Origin of the sequence: Mycobacterium sp. E3247, assembly GCF_001667785.1 — a bacterium.
Classification (GTDB): domain Bacteria; phylum Actinomycetota; class Actinomycetes; order Mycobacteriales; family Mycobacteriaceae; genus Mycobacterium.
In genome coordinates this window covers 26155-42774 of sequence record NZ_LZJG01000113.1, presented here as the reverse complement: position 1 = coordinate 42774, position 16620 = coordinate 26155, and the positions used below count along the sequence as shown (strand labels likewise).

Here is a 16620-nt window from a genome sequence, read left to right as displayed (position 1 = left end):
GCACCCCGACCGAGCGCGCCGTTTCGTTCGGCGCCTTCAGCCACCTGGTCGAGATCGCCGACATCGGCAAGCCGGCCGCGCTGTTGCGCGCCGCCCGGGCGTCGCTGGACGGTGACGACCTGCTGCTGGTGGTCGACGACGCCCACGAGCTGGACATCCTGTCCGCCACGCTGGTGTACCAGTTGGCGCTGGCCGGCGTGGCCAGGATGGTCGTCACCGGCCGCGCCGACTCGGCTCCGGAGGCCGTCGCAGCGCTGTGGACCGACGGCCTGCTCACCCGAATCGACATCGAAGCGCCCGGCGGGGCGACCACGCCGGCAGAGGTCGACGCGTTTCTCGGCGAGATGCCCGCCGAGGCCCGGGCGGTGCTGGACTATCTGGCCGTGGCGGAGCCGCTGTCGCTGGCGGATCTGACCGTCCTCGCCGGCGCCGAGGCGGTCGGCGAGGCGGTCGATTGCGGGGCGGTGGAGACTCGGGTGCGCGGCGACGCCTCGGACGACCCGGTGGTGTACACGGCCCACCCGCTGTTCGCCGAGCGGGTGCGCGCAGTGCTGGGCGGCGACGGCGCGCGGCGTCGCCGCACCGACGTGGTGCGGCAGCTGTCGCAGCATCCGCCGGAACACCTCAGCGACCGGCTGCGGCTGGCGTCGGTGGCCCTCGACAGCGACGCCCCCCAGCCGGTGGCCGAGCTGGTCGCCGCCGCGCAGCAGGCGCTGAGATTGGGCGATCTCGCCCTGGGCGAACGGCTGGCCTCCTCGGCCCTGGAGCGGTCCGGCGGGCTGGCGGCGCGGCTGGCGCTGGCGCACGCCCTGGGATGGCAGGGCCGCGGCCGCGAGGCCGACGCGGTGCTGGCCGGCCTGGACCCCAGCGCGTTGACCGAAACCGCACTGATGGACTGGGCGCTGCTGCGCGCGGCCAACCAATTCTGGATGCTCAGCGAACCCGAGCGGGCCACCGCGTTCCTGCGCACCATCCGCGGTCACGTCTCGGATGCGGGCGCGCGCACCACCCTCGACGCGCTGAGCGCCACGTTCGCGATGAACGCCGGCAACGTCGGGCACGCCGTGAAGGTCGCCGACGCGGTGCTGGCCGCCCCGCACGCCGGCGACCAGGCGGTGGCCTGGGCGGCCAGCACGGCGGCGCTGTGCGCGGCCCGGCAGGGGCGTTTCGGCGACGTCGAGCCGCTGGCCCAGCGCGCCCTGGCCGCCGAACACCCGGGGCTGCTGCGCTTCACGATCGGGTTGGGGCAGACCACTTCGCTGTTGATGGCGGGCCGGCTCGACGCGGCCCGCGAACTCGCCCAGCAGTTCACCGATTTCGCCGAGCTGCAGCAGCCTGGCCGTGCGATCGGCGAGGTGCTGCTGGCGCACGTGCTGCTCGCCGACGGCGAATTCGCCGGAGCCGCATCGCTACTCGGCCCGGCCGCCGCCACGTTGGAACGCACCGGGTATTCGTGGGGCCCGCTGTCGTTGACGCTGCTGGCCACCGCGCTGGCGCAGCAGGGCGACATCGCCGCCGCGGGAAAGACATTGGGCCGGGCCGAATCCCGGCACGGGACCAAGTCGGCGCTGTTCGCGCCGGAGCTCGGCGTCGCCCGGGCGTGGCGGCTGGCCTCGATGCGCGACTCGCACGGTGCGGTCACCGCCGCTCGGGATGCCGCCCGGATGGCCGAACGCGGCGGCCAGCGGGCCGTGGCGGTGCGGGTCTGGCACGAGGCGGTGCGGCTCGGCGACACCCGCGCGGCCGATCCGCTGGCCCGCCTTTGCGACGAAATCGACTGCACCGCCGGTAAACTCGCGCTCGCACATGCGCAGGCACTGGCAGCCGGCGACGCCGCGGCGCTGCTGGTGGCGGCCGACGACCTGGCGGCGGTGGGGATGCGCGCGGCGGCGGCCGACGCCGCCGCGCAGGCGCGGCGATGCGGCGGCGGCGAAAGACCCTGACCCACTGAGAGTCACATCAGCGGCGGGGTCCGGTTGTGCGACGGGCGGAGTCGATCCCACCGTGGACCTTGGGCATTGCGATGGTCTGGATCAGCACCAAAAAAGTAGACGCCCCCGGCTCGCGCCGGGGGCGTCTACCTCAGCGATCACACCGAGGGGCATTGCTCTATCGGCCAGCCTCGGTGACCAGTCGGCCGTTTTCGGGCGTCGAGGACGCTCAAGGAAGGGCTGGGTTGTGATCACTTCCCGTATTGGCGGACTCTTTCGTGCCCAGCATGGGGTGCTGCTTCGCCGGGGCCGGCGCTGATGGACCCGACTGCGAAATTTGAACGCCGGGATTTGGCTGCGGTGCAGGATCGGCAGTAGCAGCAGGTGCCAATGCCAGTCCAGCCGCGACTACGAGAGTGCTGGTCACGATGGTCTTCTTGAAACTCATGCGCTCAGTGTACATTGCTGGCCCGGCCAACAACCCGACAATAAGCTTGACAGCGCAATCTACGGCCACCGCACGCCGCCCTCGTCCCCATTTTGTCTGCCAAATGCAATTGGATCGGCACCACTTTGCCCAGCAAAACCGGTGTGAACCATCCGGCGATTCTGGAATCTTTCTATTTAAGCCCTCAGTTATCGGCTGTTTTGTTGCGTTGCCGCCACGGCAAAGGACTTTGGTCCCTATCCGCCGCACACGTGAATGTGGTCGGCTCGAATGAGAGGAGGGGTTATGAACATCAAATTCGTCGCCACCACAGGTCTTATCGCCACGACGGCGTTTGCTCAGTCAGTCCTGGCTGCACCATCGGCGATCGCCGACCAATGCACCGAACCCAACTGTTACGCAGCCATAGCTGCCACGGGCGACCTTGGGTGGGCCTGGTGGGCGCGGAACTACCCGACGCAGGACGCGGCGAACGCGGTGGCGATAAATGGGTGCAATTCAAAAGGCCCCGGTTGTCACATAGTGATTACGACCGGCGGACCCGGCGCCCCCCTCTGCATCGCGCTCGCGAGTGACGGCACCACCGGAGTGGGACCGACAGCAGACGCCGCGAACCAGGACGCGATGAGGGCGGGCGGACTGAAATGGGAATCAGCCTGCAATACGTAAACGGAATCTAGTTAGCCGGCTCCGTACACCCGCGCGACAGTTTCCAACATTGACTATCGCTTAGGAGCAGGCGGGTCGTCATGATTTTCCAAACACCGTATCGGAGGATCAGAAACGAACGCCACGCGAATTCTCGCCTAGCCGTCGCCCTCGGCGCCGCGGCCGTCGCCGCCCCATCGCCCGCGTCCGCTTCCGAAATGAGCGGTCACTACGCCCTGACGCGTACTCCTACGCCGGTCTCGGCAAATTAGCCACAAGGCGCGTAACAGATTTGGGCTAGTCGCGCCGACGCGCAACCAGTACTTGCCGTCATGCCAGAAGTCGATCGACCAGCCCAGACGGGCGCTGAGCTGACGGTGATCCATCGCTCGGCCACGAATCACCTTTGCTGCATCGGACTAACCGGCGAGGTAGCCGCGCAGCATGGCCACCGCGGCGGTGATGTTGGCGACCGGGACGCTCTCGTCGCGCTTGTGTGCCAGGTTCGGGTCGCCCGGCCCGAAGTTGACCGCCGGGATGCCCAGCGCCGCGAACCGCGCGACATCGGTCCACCCGTACTTCGCCCGCACCTGCCCCCCGGCGGCCTCGACCAGGGCCTTGGCCGCGGGCTGGGACAGCCCGGGCATGGCGCCCGCGGCGGCGTCGGTCTGCTCGATGCGCACGTCGAGCCCTTCGAACACCTCGTGCACGTGCTGCAGCGCGGCCGTCACCGAGCGGTCCGGGGCGAAGCGGAAGTTGATGGTGACCCCCGCCGCGTCGGGGATCACGTTGCCCGCGACGCCGCCGTCGATGCGCACCGCGGACAGGCCCTCGCGATATACGCACCCGTCGATGTCCACGCTGCGCGCGGAGTAGGCGGCCAGCCGGTCCAGGACGGCGCCCAGCTTGTGAATCGCGTTGTCGCCCAGCCATGCTCGCGCCGAGTGGGCGCGGGTGCCGGCGGCCGAGATCACGACGCGCAGCGTGCCCTGGCAGCCGGCCTCGATGTAGCCGCCGGTGGGTTCGCCCAGGATGGCCACGTCGGCGGACAGCCAGTCCGGCAGCTCGCGCTCGATGCGGCCCAAACCGTTTGCCGCGGCGTCGATTTCCTCGCAGTCGTAGAACACCAGCGTCAGGTCGTGCACGGGTTCGGCCACGGTGGCGGCCAGATGCAGGAAGACCGCGTCGCCCGATTTCATGTCCGCGGCCCCGCATCCGTACAGGTCGCCGCCCTCGCGGCGGCTGGGCAGGTTGCCGGCGGCCGGGACGGTGTCCAGGTGTCCGGCCAGCAGCACCCGTGACGGCCGCTGGCGGCGGGTGCGCGCCAGGACGGCGTTGCCGTTGCGCACGATCTCGAAGCCGGACGTCTGGGCGCGCAGCGCGGCCTCCACCTCGTCGGCCAGGCGCGCCTCGTCGCGCGATTCGCTGGGGATGTCGACCAACGCCGCGGCCAGCTCGATCGGATCCCCGCGCAAGTCCAGCACGGGTCCCAGGTTATCCGCTGCCGAGCGGCAAGTAACCTGACCGCCGTGACTGGAGCTGTAGGCATCGGGCTGGCGACGCTGGCCGCCGACGGATCGATCCTCGACACGTGGTTTCCCGCACCGGAACTGACCGAATCGGGCACCGGCGGCACGTCACGCCTGGCCCCGTCGGATGCGCCCCCGGAGCTGGCCGCGCTCGTCGGCCGGGACGACGACCGCGGCACCGAGAGCGTCGCCGTGCGCACGGTCATCGGCTCGCTCGACGACGTGGCCGCCGACGCCTACGACGCCTACCTGCGGCTGCATCTGCTGTCGCATCGTTTGGTGGCGCCGCATGGGCTGAACGCCGGCGGCCTGTTCGGAGTATTGACCAATGTCGTGTGGACCAACCGCGGGCCGTGCGCGATCGACGGGTTCGAGGCGGTGCGGGCGCGGCTGCGCCGGCACGGCCCGGTGACCGTCTACGGCATCGACAAGTTCCCGCGCATGGTCGACTACGTCGTGCCCACCGGCGTGCGCATCGCCGACGCCGACCGGGTGCGGCTGGGCGCGCACCTGGCGCCGGGGACGACGGTGATGCACGAGGGCTTCGTCAACTACAACGCCGGCACGCTGGGCGCGTCGATGGTCGAGGGCCGCATCTCCGCCGGCGTGGTGGTGGGCGACGGGTCGGACATCGGCGGCGGCGCGTCCATCATGGGCACGCTGTCCGGCGGGGGCACCGAGGTCATATCGATCGGCAAGCGGTGCCTGCTCGGCGCCAACGCGGGGCTGGGCATCTCCCTGGGCGACGACTGCGTCGTCGAAGCCGGCCTGTACGTGACCGCGGGCACCAAGGTCGCCACGCCCGACGGTCAGGTGCTCAAGGCGTCCGAGCTGTCCGGCGGCAACAACCTGCTGTTCCGCCGCAATTCGGTCACCGGAGCCGTCGAGGTCGTGGCCCGCGGCGGTCAGGGCATCGCCCTCAACGAGGACCTGCACGCCAACTGAGCTACCGGGGCACCTCTTCGAAGCGCGACCCGAGCGTCGTGCCGTTGGTTTCCGGCAGCAGGTAGGTGCAGACCAGCCCGACCGACGTCAGCGCGGCCAGCATCGCGCCAATCGCCCAGCTGCCATACGTCGCCAGGAGCGTCCCGGCGAGCAGCGGCGGCAGAGCCCCGCCGACGACTCCGGCGAGGTTGAGGGCCAGCGCCGATCCGCTGTAGCGGTAACGGGTGGCGAACAGCTCCGGAATGAAGGCGGCGGTGGGTCCGGAGCCGATCGCCCCACCGACCGCCATGCCGACGACGGCAACCACGTACAGCGCCGGGTTGCGGGTGTTCAGCAGCGGCATCACCACGAACGCCCAGAGCAACAGGAGCGACCAGCCCAGCAGCATCAGGCGGCGGCGTCCGACCAGGTCGGACAGCGTGGCCGAGGCCGCGACCGTCGCGATGCTGACCAGCCCGGTCAGCGCGCCCACCGACCAGATGAAGCCCCGCGTGTACCCGAGGTGCGAATTGGCGTAGATGAGCAGATAGGTGTGACCCAGGTAGCCGAAACCGAATCCGCCCAGCAGGCTGCCGCCGGCCAGCACGATCTCGCGGCGCTGCAGGCGCCACACCTCCCCAAGCGGCGCCTTGGGGACCAGGTCGCGCGCCTTTTCCTCGGCGAACACCGGGGTCTCGTCGATGTTGACCCGCACGTACAGCGCGATCCCGATCAGCGCCGCGCTGAACAGGAACGGCAGCCGCCATCCCCACTGCATGAACGCGGCGCTGTTTTCCCCGATGCTGAAGTTGACGCCCAAGAAGGTCACGCTGGCGAGCACGGAGGCGGTGCCGGCGCCGAGCAGGGTGAACATGCCGTAGCGGCCCCGCTTGCCGGCGGGCGCGTATTCGGCGCTCAGCAGCGCCGACCCCGCCCATTCGCCGCCGACGGCGAACCCCTGCAGCAGCCGCAACACGATCAGGATCAAGGGGGCGGCCCCACCGATGGCGGCCGTGCTGGGCACCAGCCCGACGCTGACGGTCGAGACCGCCATGATCAGCAGCGTGGCGATCAGCGTCTTCTTGCGGCCCAGCCGGTCGCCGAAGTATCCGAACACGGCGGCACCCAGCGGCCGGGACAGGAACGCCGTCGCGAACGTCGCCATCGAAGCGACGATGCCCAGCGTCGAACCGAGTCGCGGAAAGAACACCGTCGGGAACACCAGCGCCGCCGCGGTGCCGTAGATGAGGAAGTCGTAGTACTCGATCGCCGAGCCGACCAGGCAGGCGGCCGCGACCCGCCGCATGGGCGTGCGGCCGGGTCCGGCCACAACCGTCGGCAGTTCCGTCACGACTACGACGGTAGGTGAAGGTTCGCCGTCACGCTCGACGGAAAAGCTGGCAAAACGCTGCGTGTCGCCTAAGCGCTCAGCCCTCGGTCAACAGCTGCTTCTTGAGCACCTTGCCCATCGCGTTGCGGGGCAGCGCCTCGACGAGGCGGACCTCGCGCGGCCGCTTGTGCACCGACAGCTCGTTGGCGACGAAGTCGATCAGGTCGTCGGGATTCAGGTCGGCCGCACCGACGACGAACGCGACGATGCGCTGGCCCAGGTCCGCGTCCGGCATCCCCACGACGGCCGCCTCCCGCACGCCGGGGTGTCCGAGCAACGCCGTTTCGATCTCGCCGGCGCCGATCCGGTAGCCACCGGACTTGATCAGGTCGACCGACTCGCGGCCCACGATGCGATGCATGCCCCCGCCGTCGATGACCGCGACGTCGCCGGTGCGATACCAGCCGCCGGCATCGAACGACTCGGCGGTGGCGTCGGGTCGGTTGAGGTAACCGTCGAACATCATCGGGCCCCGAACCTCAAGCTTGCCAACGGTTTCCCCGTCGTGGGGCACCTCCGCGCCGGTGTCGTCGAGCAGCCTGGTCTGCACGCCGGTCAGCGGGAGGCCCACCCATCCGGGGCGTCGCTCGCCGTCCGCGCGGGTCGACAGGGTGATCAGCGATTCGGAGGCGCCGTACCGTTCGACCGGCTCGTGGCCGGTGAGCTCGACCAGCCGCCGGAACACCGGCACCGGCAGCGGCGCGCTGCCCGAGACCAGCAGCCGCGCCGGGCGCAGCGCCGTCGCGGCCGCCTCGTCGGCCGCCACCCGCGACCACACCGTGGGGACGCCGAAGAACAGCGTGCCGCCGGCCTCGGCCGCCTGGGCGTAGCCCGCGGGCGTCGGTTTGCCGGTGTGCACGAAGCGATTTCCCACCCGCAGCGACCCGAGCAATCCCAGCACCAGCCCGTGCACGTGAAACAGCGGCAGCCCGTGCACCAGCACGTCGTCAGCCGTCCATTGCCAGGCCTCCGCCAGGGCGTCGAGGTCGGCCGCGATCGCGCGGCGGCTCAGCACCACACCCTTGGGCAGGCCGGTGGTGCCGGAGGTGTAGATGATCATCGCGGTGGCGTCGGGCGACGGCTCGGGGTAGCGGTGCCAGGACCGGGCGTGTAAACGCACCGGGATGTGCGGCAGGCCCTCCGACTCGTCCGGCACGGGACCGAGCCAGGCCTGCGCCGCCGAATCGGTCAGCATGTGCCGGCGTTCGCCGACTCCGACGTCGGCGGGCACCGGAACGAACGGGACGCCGGCGATCAGGCACCCGGTCACCGCGAGCACCGTCGCCGCGGTGGGCGTGGCCAAGATCGCGACCCGGTCCGCGCCGCCCACCCGCTCGGCGACCGACGTGACGGCGCCCACGAGGTCGCTGCGACTGAGCACGACGCCGTCGATGCGTACCGCGTCGGCGATGTCGGTGGCGGTGACCGCCGCGGGATTCAGGGACGCCAGCAGCACGTCAGCAGGCTACCCGGCGCCGGGAACGTCAGTCCTGCTCGTCCCAGATCTTCGTCAGCGTGGACAGGATCTCCTCGCCGCGGCCCAGCCCGCCGAGGTGGCTCTCGCCGTGCAACACGAACAACTCGGCGTCGGGCAGCAACGACACGACGTGCTCACCGTGGGCGAACGGGACGATGTGGTCGCTGTCGCCGTGCCACCACCGGACGGGGACCTTGACCTCGTCGAGCCGAAATCCCCAGTCCTGGGTGAACAGGATGATGTCGTTGAACGGGGCCGCCAGTTGCTTGCGGCTGCCGTTGAGCAGGTCGTCGAGGAACATGGCGCCGAACTCGGGCCGCGTCAGCAGGCGCCGGTCGCCCTCGGGCGATATCGCGGCGTACAGATACAGCGCGGGATTCGCGACCGGACGGACCATCCGGACCACCAGGCTCGCGCCGATCCGCAGCGGGTCGCCGCCCAGCCGCAGCAGCGGCGCCACCCGCTTGCCCAGGTTCATCAGCCCGCTGGTGATCCCCTCTTCGCCGAGGAACGGCGCGACGCCGCCGAGGACGCCGAGAGCGACCACCCGGTCGGGCAGCACCGCGGCGGACGCGAGCGCGTACGGGCCGCCGCCGGACAGGCCGATGACGGCCATCTTGTCGATGCCCAGCGTGTCCGCGATCGTCCGCAGGTCTTCGCCGAATGCCCGGATGTTCTCGTACCGGTGCGGAGTCGACGAGCCGATGCCGGGCCGGTCCAGGCCGATCAGGCGGATATTGTGCTGCTCGGCGTAGACCCGGGCCTCGATCGGGATCTGGCGGCGGGCGCCGGGGGTGCCGTGTAGCCAGAACATCGCACGCCCCTGCGGGTCACCGAATTCGGCGAAGCCGATCTGGCGGTCCGCGCCGACGGCGACGTTTCCTTCGAGCTTGGGGCGGGCGATCTCGATGGCCATGTCAGCAGCCTTGCATGTGACGGGCCGTTTACCAAAGGCTCACGGGTCAGGCGCCCAGCGGCCGCTCCCCGATGACCCGCTCGCTTCGCAGGCTCGCGACCTCGCCCGCCGACAGGCCCAGACCGTGCAGGACTTCGTCGTTGTGCTGGCCCAGCGTCGGCGGGGCGGCGCGGTGGTGGCGGACCGGCCCCGGTGTGATGCGAAACGGCCAGCCGGGATAGCGGTGCGCCCCGGTGATCGGATGCGTGAACTCCTCGTAGTAGCCGCGCGCGTCGAGCTGGCCGCCGATCAGGCCGCGGTCGTACATCCGGTCACCGGTGATCACTTGTTCGGCCGGGATACCCTGTGTTTGAAGGGTTTTCACGACCGCCTCAGCGGCCTGAGTGCGGGTCCACGCGGAGACCAGCTCGTCGAACGCGTCGTGGTCGAGCCGACCGTCGTCGGGCAGTGACAGCGCGACCCAGACGCCGTCGTCGGCGGTCGGGTACACGCCTTGCAGGTGGCCGCGCCGCCGGTTGCCCTCCCGCGGGCGCACGGCGCCGGTCATCGAGTACTCGATCACCGGTTCGGCGGCCAGGCAGGCGGCGACCTCGATCTGCGCGACCTCGATCAGCTGGCCCTCCCCCGTGCGGAGTCGATGCTCGAGGGCCGCCAGCAGCCCCGCCGCCGCGTGCACGCCGACGATCGGATCGGCGGGGCCCTGCGGGTTGCACGGCGGACCGTCGGGGTAGCCGGTGACCGCCGACATTCCCGAGGTCTGCTCGAAGTTCAGCGCCCAGCCGACGTAGTCGCGCCACGGTCCCTGCAGGCCGTATCCGGGCATCCGCACGGCGATCACGTCGGGGTTCAGGGACACCAGCGCGTCGTAGTCCAGGCCGAACTGCTCGACCACCCGCGGTGAGAAGTTCTCCACCACCACGTCGGCCTCCGCGGCCAGCCGCCGGGCGATGTCGAGGCCCCGCGGCGACGTCAGGTCGAGGGTGAGGTCCCGCTTGTTGAGGTTGGTGCCCTGCCAGATGGGGCTGCGTTCGTACCAGTCGTCGCCCTCGTAGGCGAAGGCGCCGGAGTAGCGGTGCCCGTCCGGCCGCTGGATCGACTCGACCTTGACGATGTCGGCGCCGAACGCGCCCAGGTAGCAGGTCAGGTAGGCCCCGGCCCAGAACGTGGTCAGGTCGAGGACGTGCAAGCCGGAGAACGGCAGCGGCCCTTCGGTTGTGGACAGCGGCCGGGCATCGGCTGCCCACGGCCCGGGGCGCGTGCCCAGCCGGGGCGGTGTGCCCGGTTGCGCCACAGGCGTTTTCGAGAGGCGAAACGCCGGGCCGGGCCGCTGGAACGACCATCCCGGCCCGACGGATTGCTCAAAAAACCCGCGCTCGGTGTACTGCGGACATTCCAACACGGTGGCCCCGTCGTTGACCGGTGCTGCGGGGATGCGCAGCGCCTGGGCGAGTTCCACGATGTCGGCGACAGTCTGCTGGGCGAGCAGCGGCTCGGCCTTGCCGAAGAACTCGTCGCGCTCCGGGCCGCCCAGCATGATCGCGATCTGCTGCTCGCCGTACTCGGGCAGCCCGAGCATCGCGCACACGTCCAGCCAGTGCTGGCCCGTCAGGCAGTTGATGCCCACCCAGCCGTCGGCGGCGCGGACGACGCCCAGCATGGGGGCCGAGCGCAGGTCCGCCGGCAGGCCAAGGCCTTTCATGCGCTGTGCCATCAGCATCGGGTAGGGCAGCGTCGACAGCAGCGCCTCCGCCTGGGAGACGTCGACCTGCCGGACTAGGCCGGCCGGTGGCAGTCGCAGCGCGGTCAGCGCGCCCAGCGCGCCGTAGCCGCCCGCGACGTACTCGCAGATGCGCGCGCCGACCTGTACGGGCGGCCGGCCCAGGTCCCGGACGCTGACCCAGCCCGACGCCGCCTGCACGGTCAGGGGCGTGGCCGGCCGATGCCGCCAGGGCCCGCATTGACCGAACCCGGAGATGCGCAGCAGCACCAGGTTCGGGTTCAGCCGGCCCAAGTCGCCCGGGCCCATCCCCCAGCGTTCCAGCGTTCCGGCCGCGAAGTCCTCGATGAGCACGTGCGCCCCCGCGACCAGCTCGCGGGCGGCCGCCAGGTCGCGCGGCCGTTCCAAATCCAGTGTGGCGCCGCGCTTCCCGGCGTTGAGGTAGTGGAACAGGCCGGAACGCTCGGGGTCGGCGACCGCGCCGGGAAGCGGGCCCCACCGGCGCAGCGGATCCCCGGCGGGCGGTTCGACCTTGGTGACCTCGGCGCCGAGGTCTGCCAAAAGCTTTGCGGCGTAAGGGCCTGAGATCTCGCTGGCGAGTTCGACGACGTGGAGCCCGGCAAGGGGTCCCGTCATGCCGGGATCCCGATGGCCTTCACCTCCATGTACTGGTGCAGCCCGCTGACTCCGCCGCTCTCCCGCCCGAACCCACTCAGCTTGAACCCGCCGAACGGCGCATCGCCCGGACCGATCCCGTTGACGGCGACCTGGCCCGTGCGCATGCGCCGGGCGATCGCGAGGGCCCGGTCCACGTCGGTGCCCCAGACGGCGCCGGAGAGCCCGTAGCACGAGTTGTTGGCGATCGCGACGGCGTCGTCGTCGTCGCGGTAGCGCAACACCGAGAGCACCGGCCCGAACACTTCCTCCTGCGCGATCGTCGAATCCGGTTGCACGCCGGTGAGAATCGTCGGTTCGACGTAGTAACCGACGTCCAGCCCGGCGGGGCGACCGCCACCGGTGGCCAGCTTCGCCCCGTCGCGGACCGCGCCGTCGACGTGCGCCTGCACCCGCTCGCGTTGCGCCGCGCTGATGAGCGGGCCCATCTGCACCGTCGGGTCGGTGGGGTCGCCGACCTTGACGTCGCGGGCCAGTGCGACGAGCCGGTCGACGACGTCGTCGTGCAACGAATCGGGCAGCAGCAGCCGGCTGTGCAGGATGCAGGCCTGCCCGGCGTGCAGCGAGCAGCAATCGAACAGCATCTGCCGCAGCATCTCGTCGGTCAGCTGCGTGTCGTCGAGGACGATGCTCGCCGACTTGCCGCCGCACTCCAGCAACAGCCGCTTCATGGCATCGCCCGCGGCCCGCATGACCTCGCAGCCCACGGCGGAGCTGCCGGTGAAGCTGATCATGTCGATGCGCGGATCAGTCGTGAGCAGCTTGGCGGCCTCGAGGCCCGACGGCGTGACGACGTTGACGACACCCGGCGGGATGTCGGTCTCCTCGTCGATGATGCGCGCGAGCGCGAGCCCGGCCAGCGGCGTCAGCGGTGAGGGCTTGAGCACGACGGTGTTGCCGGCGGCCAGCGCGTTGTTCACCTTCATGACGTTGAGGCAGTGCGGGAAGTTCCAGGGCGTCAGGATCGATACGACACCGAGCGGCTCGCGGCGCAGCAACGTCGTTCCCGCGCCGATCCCGGTGACCGGCTCGTCGACCAGCTGCGTGGCGAGCTGGGCGGCGTGCATGGACATGTAGCCGGCGCCGTCGATCTGCATCATCCGCTCGTTGGTCACGCAGCCCCATTCGAGCTGGGACAGCGCGAAGATCTCGTCGGCGTGCCTGAGCAGGGCCTCGCCCAGCTGGTTGAGGCAGCCGGCCCGCTCGTCGGGGCCCATGCGCCCCCAGGGCCCGGCATCGAAGGCCCGGCGCGCGGCGCCGATCGCCGCGCCGACCTGGGTGACGCTCGCATCGGGCGCGGTGCCGATGGACTCTTCGGTGGCCGGGTTGACGTCGTCGTAGCGACCGTCCTCCGGCTCAACCCATCTGCCGTCGATGTAGAGCTGATAGGTGTCGACAAGAGCTCCCGGAGTGTGCAGCTCGGTCATGCGCTTCCTCACCCGAACGTCGGTCATCTAACCACTTGGTGTACACCCATGCCCCCGTACCGTCAATCACCAATCACGCGAATTGCGCGGTATTTTGCCGTTTCACAGCGGTATTGACACGGGTGGGCGGCACGGGGTAGACACAAGGCCGCAAGACACATCGCGTCAATGTGTCGGATCGCCTGATCAGGGAGGCCGCCGTGCGGACCACTTTTCCCGCTGCTCTATTGCACTCCCCCGACTTCTACGCCGGCGATCCGTACCCGGCGTACCGCGAGCTGCGAGCGACGGCGCCGGTCTGCTGGAACGACGTCACCAACTTCTGGGCCCTGCTCAAGTACGAGGACATCCGCTTCGTGTCGACCAACCCGGCCACGTTCACCTCGACCCGTGGCATCACCATCCCGGATCCGCAGATGGGCAACGCGGTGCAGGAGGGCAACCTCATCTTCACCGACCCGCCGCGGCACCGACAGTTGCGCAAGCTGATCAACTCCGGGTTCACCCGGCGGCGGGTGGCCGTGCTGGAGCCCAAGATCCGCGAGATCGTGCGGGGCATCCTCGATGGCGTCCAACCGGATTCCGTCCACGAGTTCGCCGATGAAATCGCCGCCCCGCTGCCCACCCGGATGATCGCCGAGCTGATCGGCGCCCCGCCCGATGACTGGGAGCAGTTCCGGGCGTGGTCGGACGCGGCCACCGGGACGGCCGACCCGGAGATCGAGTTGGACCCGTTGGTCGCCATGGGTCAGTTGTACGAGTACTTCCAGAAGTTGATCGCCGCCCGGCGCGTGGACGCGCGCGACGACCTGCTGTCGGTGCTGGCCGGCGCGGAGATCGACGGTGTCCGGCTGACCGACGAGGACCTGCTCAATTTCGCCTACCTGCTGCTGGTGGCCGGCAACGAGACCACCCGCAACCTGATCGCGCTGGGCACGCTGGCGCTGATCGCCCACCCCGACCAATGCCGCCTGCTGGTCGACGATCCGGCGCTGATCCCCGGCGCCGTCGAGGAGATGCTGCGGTGGACCAGCCCCGTCGTGCACATGGCGCGCACCGCGACCGCCGACGTCGAGATCCGCGGCCAGCGGATCGCCGAGGGCGACGTGGTGGTGATGCTCTACGGGTCCGCCAACCGGGACGAGGACATCTTCGGCGCCGACTCCGAGGAGTTCAAGGTGACCCGGCATCCGAATCCGCACATCGCGTTCGGGTGTGGCGAACATTCCTGTGTCGGTGCGCAATTGGCCAGGCTGGAGGCGTGCGTGATGTTCGACGAGCTGCTGCGCCGCTTCCCGAAGCTCGAGCTGGTGGGCCCGGTGGACCGGATGCGCGCCACCATGGTGCCCGGGGTCAAGCGCATGCCGGTGCGGCTGGGGGCCTGAGCCGATGGATCTGGAGTACTCCCCCGAGCAGCAGCGGCTGCGCGCCGAGATCCGCGCCGCGCTGGAACGCGTCATGACGCCCGAACGCAGCCTTGCCCTCAGCGCACGCATGGAGGGCGGCCCCGAAGTGCGGGAATGTATCCGCGCCCTGGCCGCGGCCGACCTGCTCGGCGTCGGGTGGCCCAAAGAGTATGGCGGACGCGGGTTCTCGGCGATCGAGCAGTTCATCTTCTCCGAGGAGGCACAGCGGGTGAACGCCCCGATCCCGCTGGTGACGCTCAACACGGTGGGGCCGACGCTCATGCAGTGCGGCACCGAGGAACAGAAGCAGCGGTTCCTGCCCGCGATCCTGGACGGCAGTGTCGAGTTCGCGATCGGCTACTCCGAGCCGGGAGCCGGAAGCGACCTGGCATCGTTGCGCACCACCGCGGTCCGGGACGGCGACGAGTACGTCATCAACGGGCAGAAGATGTTCACCAGCGGCGCGGCGTATGCCGACTACATCTGGCTGGCCGCCCGCACCGATCCGAATGCCAAGAAACACAAGGGCATTTCCATCCTGATCGTGCCCACCTCGTCGCCCGGGTTCTCCTGGCAGCCGCTGCACACCATGCCGGGCATCTCCACCTTCTACACGTTCTACGACGACGTGCGGGTCCCGGCCAGCGCGCTGGTGGGTGGCGAGAACCAGGGCTGGCAGCTGATCACCACCCAGTTGAACTTCGAGCGGGCGGCCCTGGGCAACCTCGGGGCGCTCGAGCCGCTGTTCGAGAAGACCCTGGAGTGGGCCGCCGCCACCGAGCTCGATGGTGGGCGCGTCATCGACCAGCCGTGGGTGCAACTCGCCCTGGCGCGGGTTGAGGCCCAGGTCGCCGCCTACAAACTGGTCAACCTGAGGGTCAATGCCGCGATGACCAAAGGCGTGCTCAGCATGGGGGAAGCCTCCGCGGTCAAGGTGTTCGGCACCGAGCTGACCCAGCAGGTCGCCCGCCAGCTGCTGGAGGTGCTCGACCACAACGGGGTACGCCGGGGCACCGATGCACCGCTACGCGGCGCGCTGGAAACCGCCTACCGATGGGCCGTCATCAATACCTTCGGCGGCGGCGCCAACGAGATTCAGCGTGACATCATCGCCATGGCGGGATTGGGCATGCCACGCGCTCCCCGAGACCTTCGCGCCACCGCACAATAGGAGGACACCCGTAAGTGACCGACTCAGAAACCGTCAGCGCCAAGGTGAAAGCCCTCGTCGGCCGGCCGACCGGCGGCACCGGAAAGCCCTCACTGGCCCCGGACCCGGTCAACCAGCCCATGATCCGGCACTGGGCGTACGCGATGGCCGACATGAACCCCGTCTACCTCGACCCGGAGTTCGCCGAGAAATCGCGGTTCGGCGGCATCGTGTCGCCGCCGGTGATGCTGCAGACCTGGACCATGCCCTCGCCGATCCTGGAGGGCATCGGCGAGCGCGGTGGCGCGCCGGTCGTCATCGAAAGCAACCCAACGGCGTTCCTCGACGAGGCCGGCTACACCAGCACGGTGGCGACCAACTCCGAATTCGAGATCGAACGCTACCCGCGCCTCGGCGACGTCATCAGCGCGACGACCGTGTACGAATCGGTCTCCGAGGAGAAGAAGACGGCGCTGGGCACCGGCTTCTTTTTGACCTGGCTGACCACCTACACCGACCAGAACGGCGAAGTTCTGGGGCGGCAACGATTCCGCGTGCTGCGATTCTCACCGGAGCGCTGATGACCACCCGACTGGCGCCCGCCATCACCAAGGACACCGAGTTCTTCTGGAACGGGTTGCGGGACAACACGCTTCTGATCCAGCGCTGCGGCGGATGCGGACGGCTGCGCCACCCACCCCGCCCGATGTGCCCGCACTGCCGTTCCCTGGACTGGGACACCGTCGAGTCGTCGGGCCGCGGCACCGTCTACAGCTATGTGATGCCGCACGAACCGAAGTTTCCGTTCTTCGAGTATCCCTACGTCGTCGCGCTGGTGGAACTCGAGGAGGGCGTAAGGCTGGTGTCCAACCTGACCGGCATCGACCCGGCGGACGTGAGAACGGGGATGCCGGTCGAGGTGTACTACCAGGGTTTCGATAACGACCTGGTGCTGCACCAGTTTCGGCCGGCGGACTAGGCG

The 16620-nt window shown here is 69.8% G+C and carries 14 protein-coding genes; 7 read left to right on the top strand and 7 right to left on the bottom strand.

What is annotated here, in order from left to right:
- Positions 1 to 1943: AAA family ATPase (locus tag A9X04_RS05755; RefSeq protein WP_067918571.1), on the top strand; the 1943-nt coding region annotated here is incomplete at its 5' end.
- A 217-nt stretch (positions 1944 to 2160) separates the two neighbouring features.
- Here the strand turns inward: A9X04_RS05755 and A9X04_RS30255 are convergent.
- Positions 2161 to 2379 carry a hypothetical protein gene (locus A9X04_RS30255; RefSeq protein ID WP_142393498.1) on the bottom strand — a complete coding sequence of 73 codons (219 nt, stop codon included), beginning with the start codon at positions 2377 to 2379 and terminating at the stop codon, positions 2161 to 2163.
- Positions 2380 to 2634: 255 nt separating this feature from the next.
- Here A9X04_RS30255 and A9X04_RS32215 point away from each other — a divergent pair, with 255 nt between their 5' ends.
- A complete protein-coding gene (locus tag A9X04_RS32215) occupies positions 2635 to 3048 on the top strand; it encodes a DUF4189 domain-containing protein (RefSeq protein ID WP_082972773.1) in 414 nt (137 codons plus the stop codon).
- Positions 3049 to 3446: 398 nt separating this feature from the next.
- On the opposite strand, the gene dapE is transcribed toward A9X04_RS32215, so the two are convergent.
- Positions 3447 to 4511 carry a succinyl-diaminopimelate desuccinylase gene (dapE, locus tag A9X04_RS05750; protein ID WP_067918569.1) on the bottom strand — a complete coding sequence of 355 codons (1065 nt, stop codon included), beginning with the start codon at positions 4509 to 4511 and terminating at the stop codon, positions 3447 to 3449.
- 36 nt (positions 4512 to 4547) lie between these two features.
- Here dapE and dapD point away from each other — a divergent pair, with 36 nt between their 5' ends.
- Positions 4548 to 5501, top strand: a complete 954-nt coding sequence (dapD, locus tag A9X04_RS05745) for a 2,3,4,5-tetrahydropyridine-2,6-dicarboxylate N-succinyltransferase (protein WP_102420148.1) — start codon at positions 4548 to 4550, stop codon at positions 5499 to 5501.
- A 1-nt stretch (position 5502) separates the two neighbouring features.
- Here the strand turns inward: dapD and A9X04_RS05740 are convergent, their stop codons facing one another.
- The 5 genes from A9X04_RS05740 to A9X04_RS05720 all read right to left on the bottom strand — a co-directional run bounded on the left by A9X04_RS05740 (position 5503) and on the right by A9X04_RS05720 (position 13082).
- On the bottom strand, positions 5503 to 6786 hold the full coding sequence (locus tag A9X04_RS05740) for an MFS transporter (protein WP_067918584.1): 1284 nt from the start codon (positions 6784 to 6786) through the stop codon (positions 5503 to 5505).
- A gap of 121 nt (positions 6787 to 6907) precedes the next feature.
- Complete coding sequence (locus A9X04_RS05735) at positions 6908 to 8326, bottom strand: acyl-CoA synthetase (protein ID WP_067918565.1); 1419 nt, start codon at positions 8324 to 8326, stop codon at positions 6908 to 6910.
- A gap of 28 nt (positions 8327 to 8354) precedes the next feature.
- On the bottom strand, positions 8355 to 9263 hold the full coding sequence (locus A9X04_RS05730) for an alpha/beta fold hydrolase (protein WP_067918563.1): 909 nt from the start codon (positions 9261 to 9263) through the stop codon (positions 8355 to 8357).
- A 46-nt stretch (positions 9264 to 9309) separates the two neighbouring features.
- On the bottom strand, positions 9310 to 11616 hold the full coding sequence (locus A9X04_RS05725; protein WP_067918561.1) for a CaiB/BaiF CoA-transferase family protein: 2307 nt from the start codon (positions 11614 to 11616) through the stop codon (positions 9310 to 9312).
- The gene (locus A9X04_RS05720; RefSeq protein WP_067918582.1) at positions 11613 to 13082 is read right to left on the bottom strand and encodes an aldehyde dehydrogenase family protein; all 1470 of its coding nucleotides are present in this window, start codon (positions 13080 to 13082) and stop codon (positions 11613 to 11615) included. Before A9X04_RS05720 ends, A9X04_RS05725 begins: the two co-directional genes overlap by 4 nt.
- Positions 13083 to 13282: 200 nt before the next feature.
- On the opposite strand from A9X04_RS05720, the gene A9X04_RS05715 reads away from it, so the two are divergent.
- From A9X04_RS05715 to A9X04_RS05700, 4 genes are read left to right on the top strand one after another with little or no spacing between them, the layout of a single operon-like run.
- On the top strand, positions 13283 to 14467 hold the full coding sequence (locus A9X04_RS05715) for a cytochrome P450 (RefSeq protein WP_067918580.1): 1185 nt from the start codon (positions 13283 to 13285) through the stop codon (positions 14465 to 14467).
- A gap of 4 nt (positions 14468 to 14471) precedes the next feature.
- Complete coding sequence (locus A9X04_RS05710; RefSeq protein WP_067918559.1) at positions 14472 to 15659, top strand: acyl-CoA dehydrogenase family protein; 1188 nt, start codon at positions 14472 to 14474, stop codon at positions 15657 to 15659.
- 14 nt (positions 15660 to 15673) lie between these two features.
- Complete coding sequence (locus A9X04_RS05705) at positions 15674 to 16219, top strand: MaoC family dehydratase N-terminal domain-containing protein (protein ID WP_067918557.1); 546 nt, start codon at positions 15674 to 15676, stop codon at positions 16217 to 16219.
- Positions 16219 to 16617, top strand: coding sequence for a Zn-ribbon domain-containing OB-fold protein (locus A9X04_RS05700; RefSeq protein ID WP_067918555.1), 399 nt, complete (start codon positions 16219 to 16221; stop codon positions 16615 to 16617). Before A9X04_RS05705 ends, A9X04_RS05700 begins: the two co-directional genes overlap by 1 nt.
- The last annotated feature ends 3 nt before the right edge of the window (positions 16618 to 16620 follow it).

Coding starts and splice junctions, on each gene's coding strand:
- A9X04_RS30255 (WP_142393498.1), bottom strand. CDS start 2,379: ATGAGTTTCAAGAAGACCATCGTGACCAGCACTCTCGTAGTCGCGGCT.
- A9X04_RS32215 (WP_082972773.1), top strand. CDS start 2,635: ATGTGGTCGGCTCGAATGAGAGGAGGGGTTATGAACATCAAATTCGTC.
- A9X04_RS05740 (WP_067918584.1), bottom strand. CDS start 6,786: ATGCGGCGGGTCGCGGCCGCCTGCCTGGTCGGCTCGGCGATCGAGTAC.
- A9X04_RS05730 (WP_067918563.1), bottom strand. CDS start 9,263: ATGGCCATCGAGATCGCCCGCCCCAAGCTCGAAGGAAACGTCGCCGTC.
- A9X04_RS05725 (WP_067918561.1), bottom strand. CDS start 11,616: ATGACGGGACCCCTTGCCGGGCTCCACGTCGTCGAACTCGCCAGCGAG.
- A9X04_RS05720 (WP_067918582.1), bottom strand. CDS start 13,082: ATGACCGAGCTGCACACTCCGGGAGCTCTTGTCGACACCTATCAGCTC.
- A9X04_RS05710 (WP_067918559.1), top strand. CDS start 14,472: ATGGATCTGGAGTACTCCCCCGAGCAGCAGCGGCTGCGCGCCGAGATC.
- A9X04_RS05700 (WP_067918555.1), top strand. CDS start 16,219: ATGACCACCCGACTGGCGCCCGCCATCACCAAGGACACCGAGTTCTTC.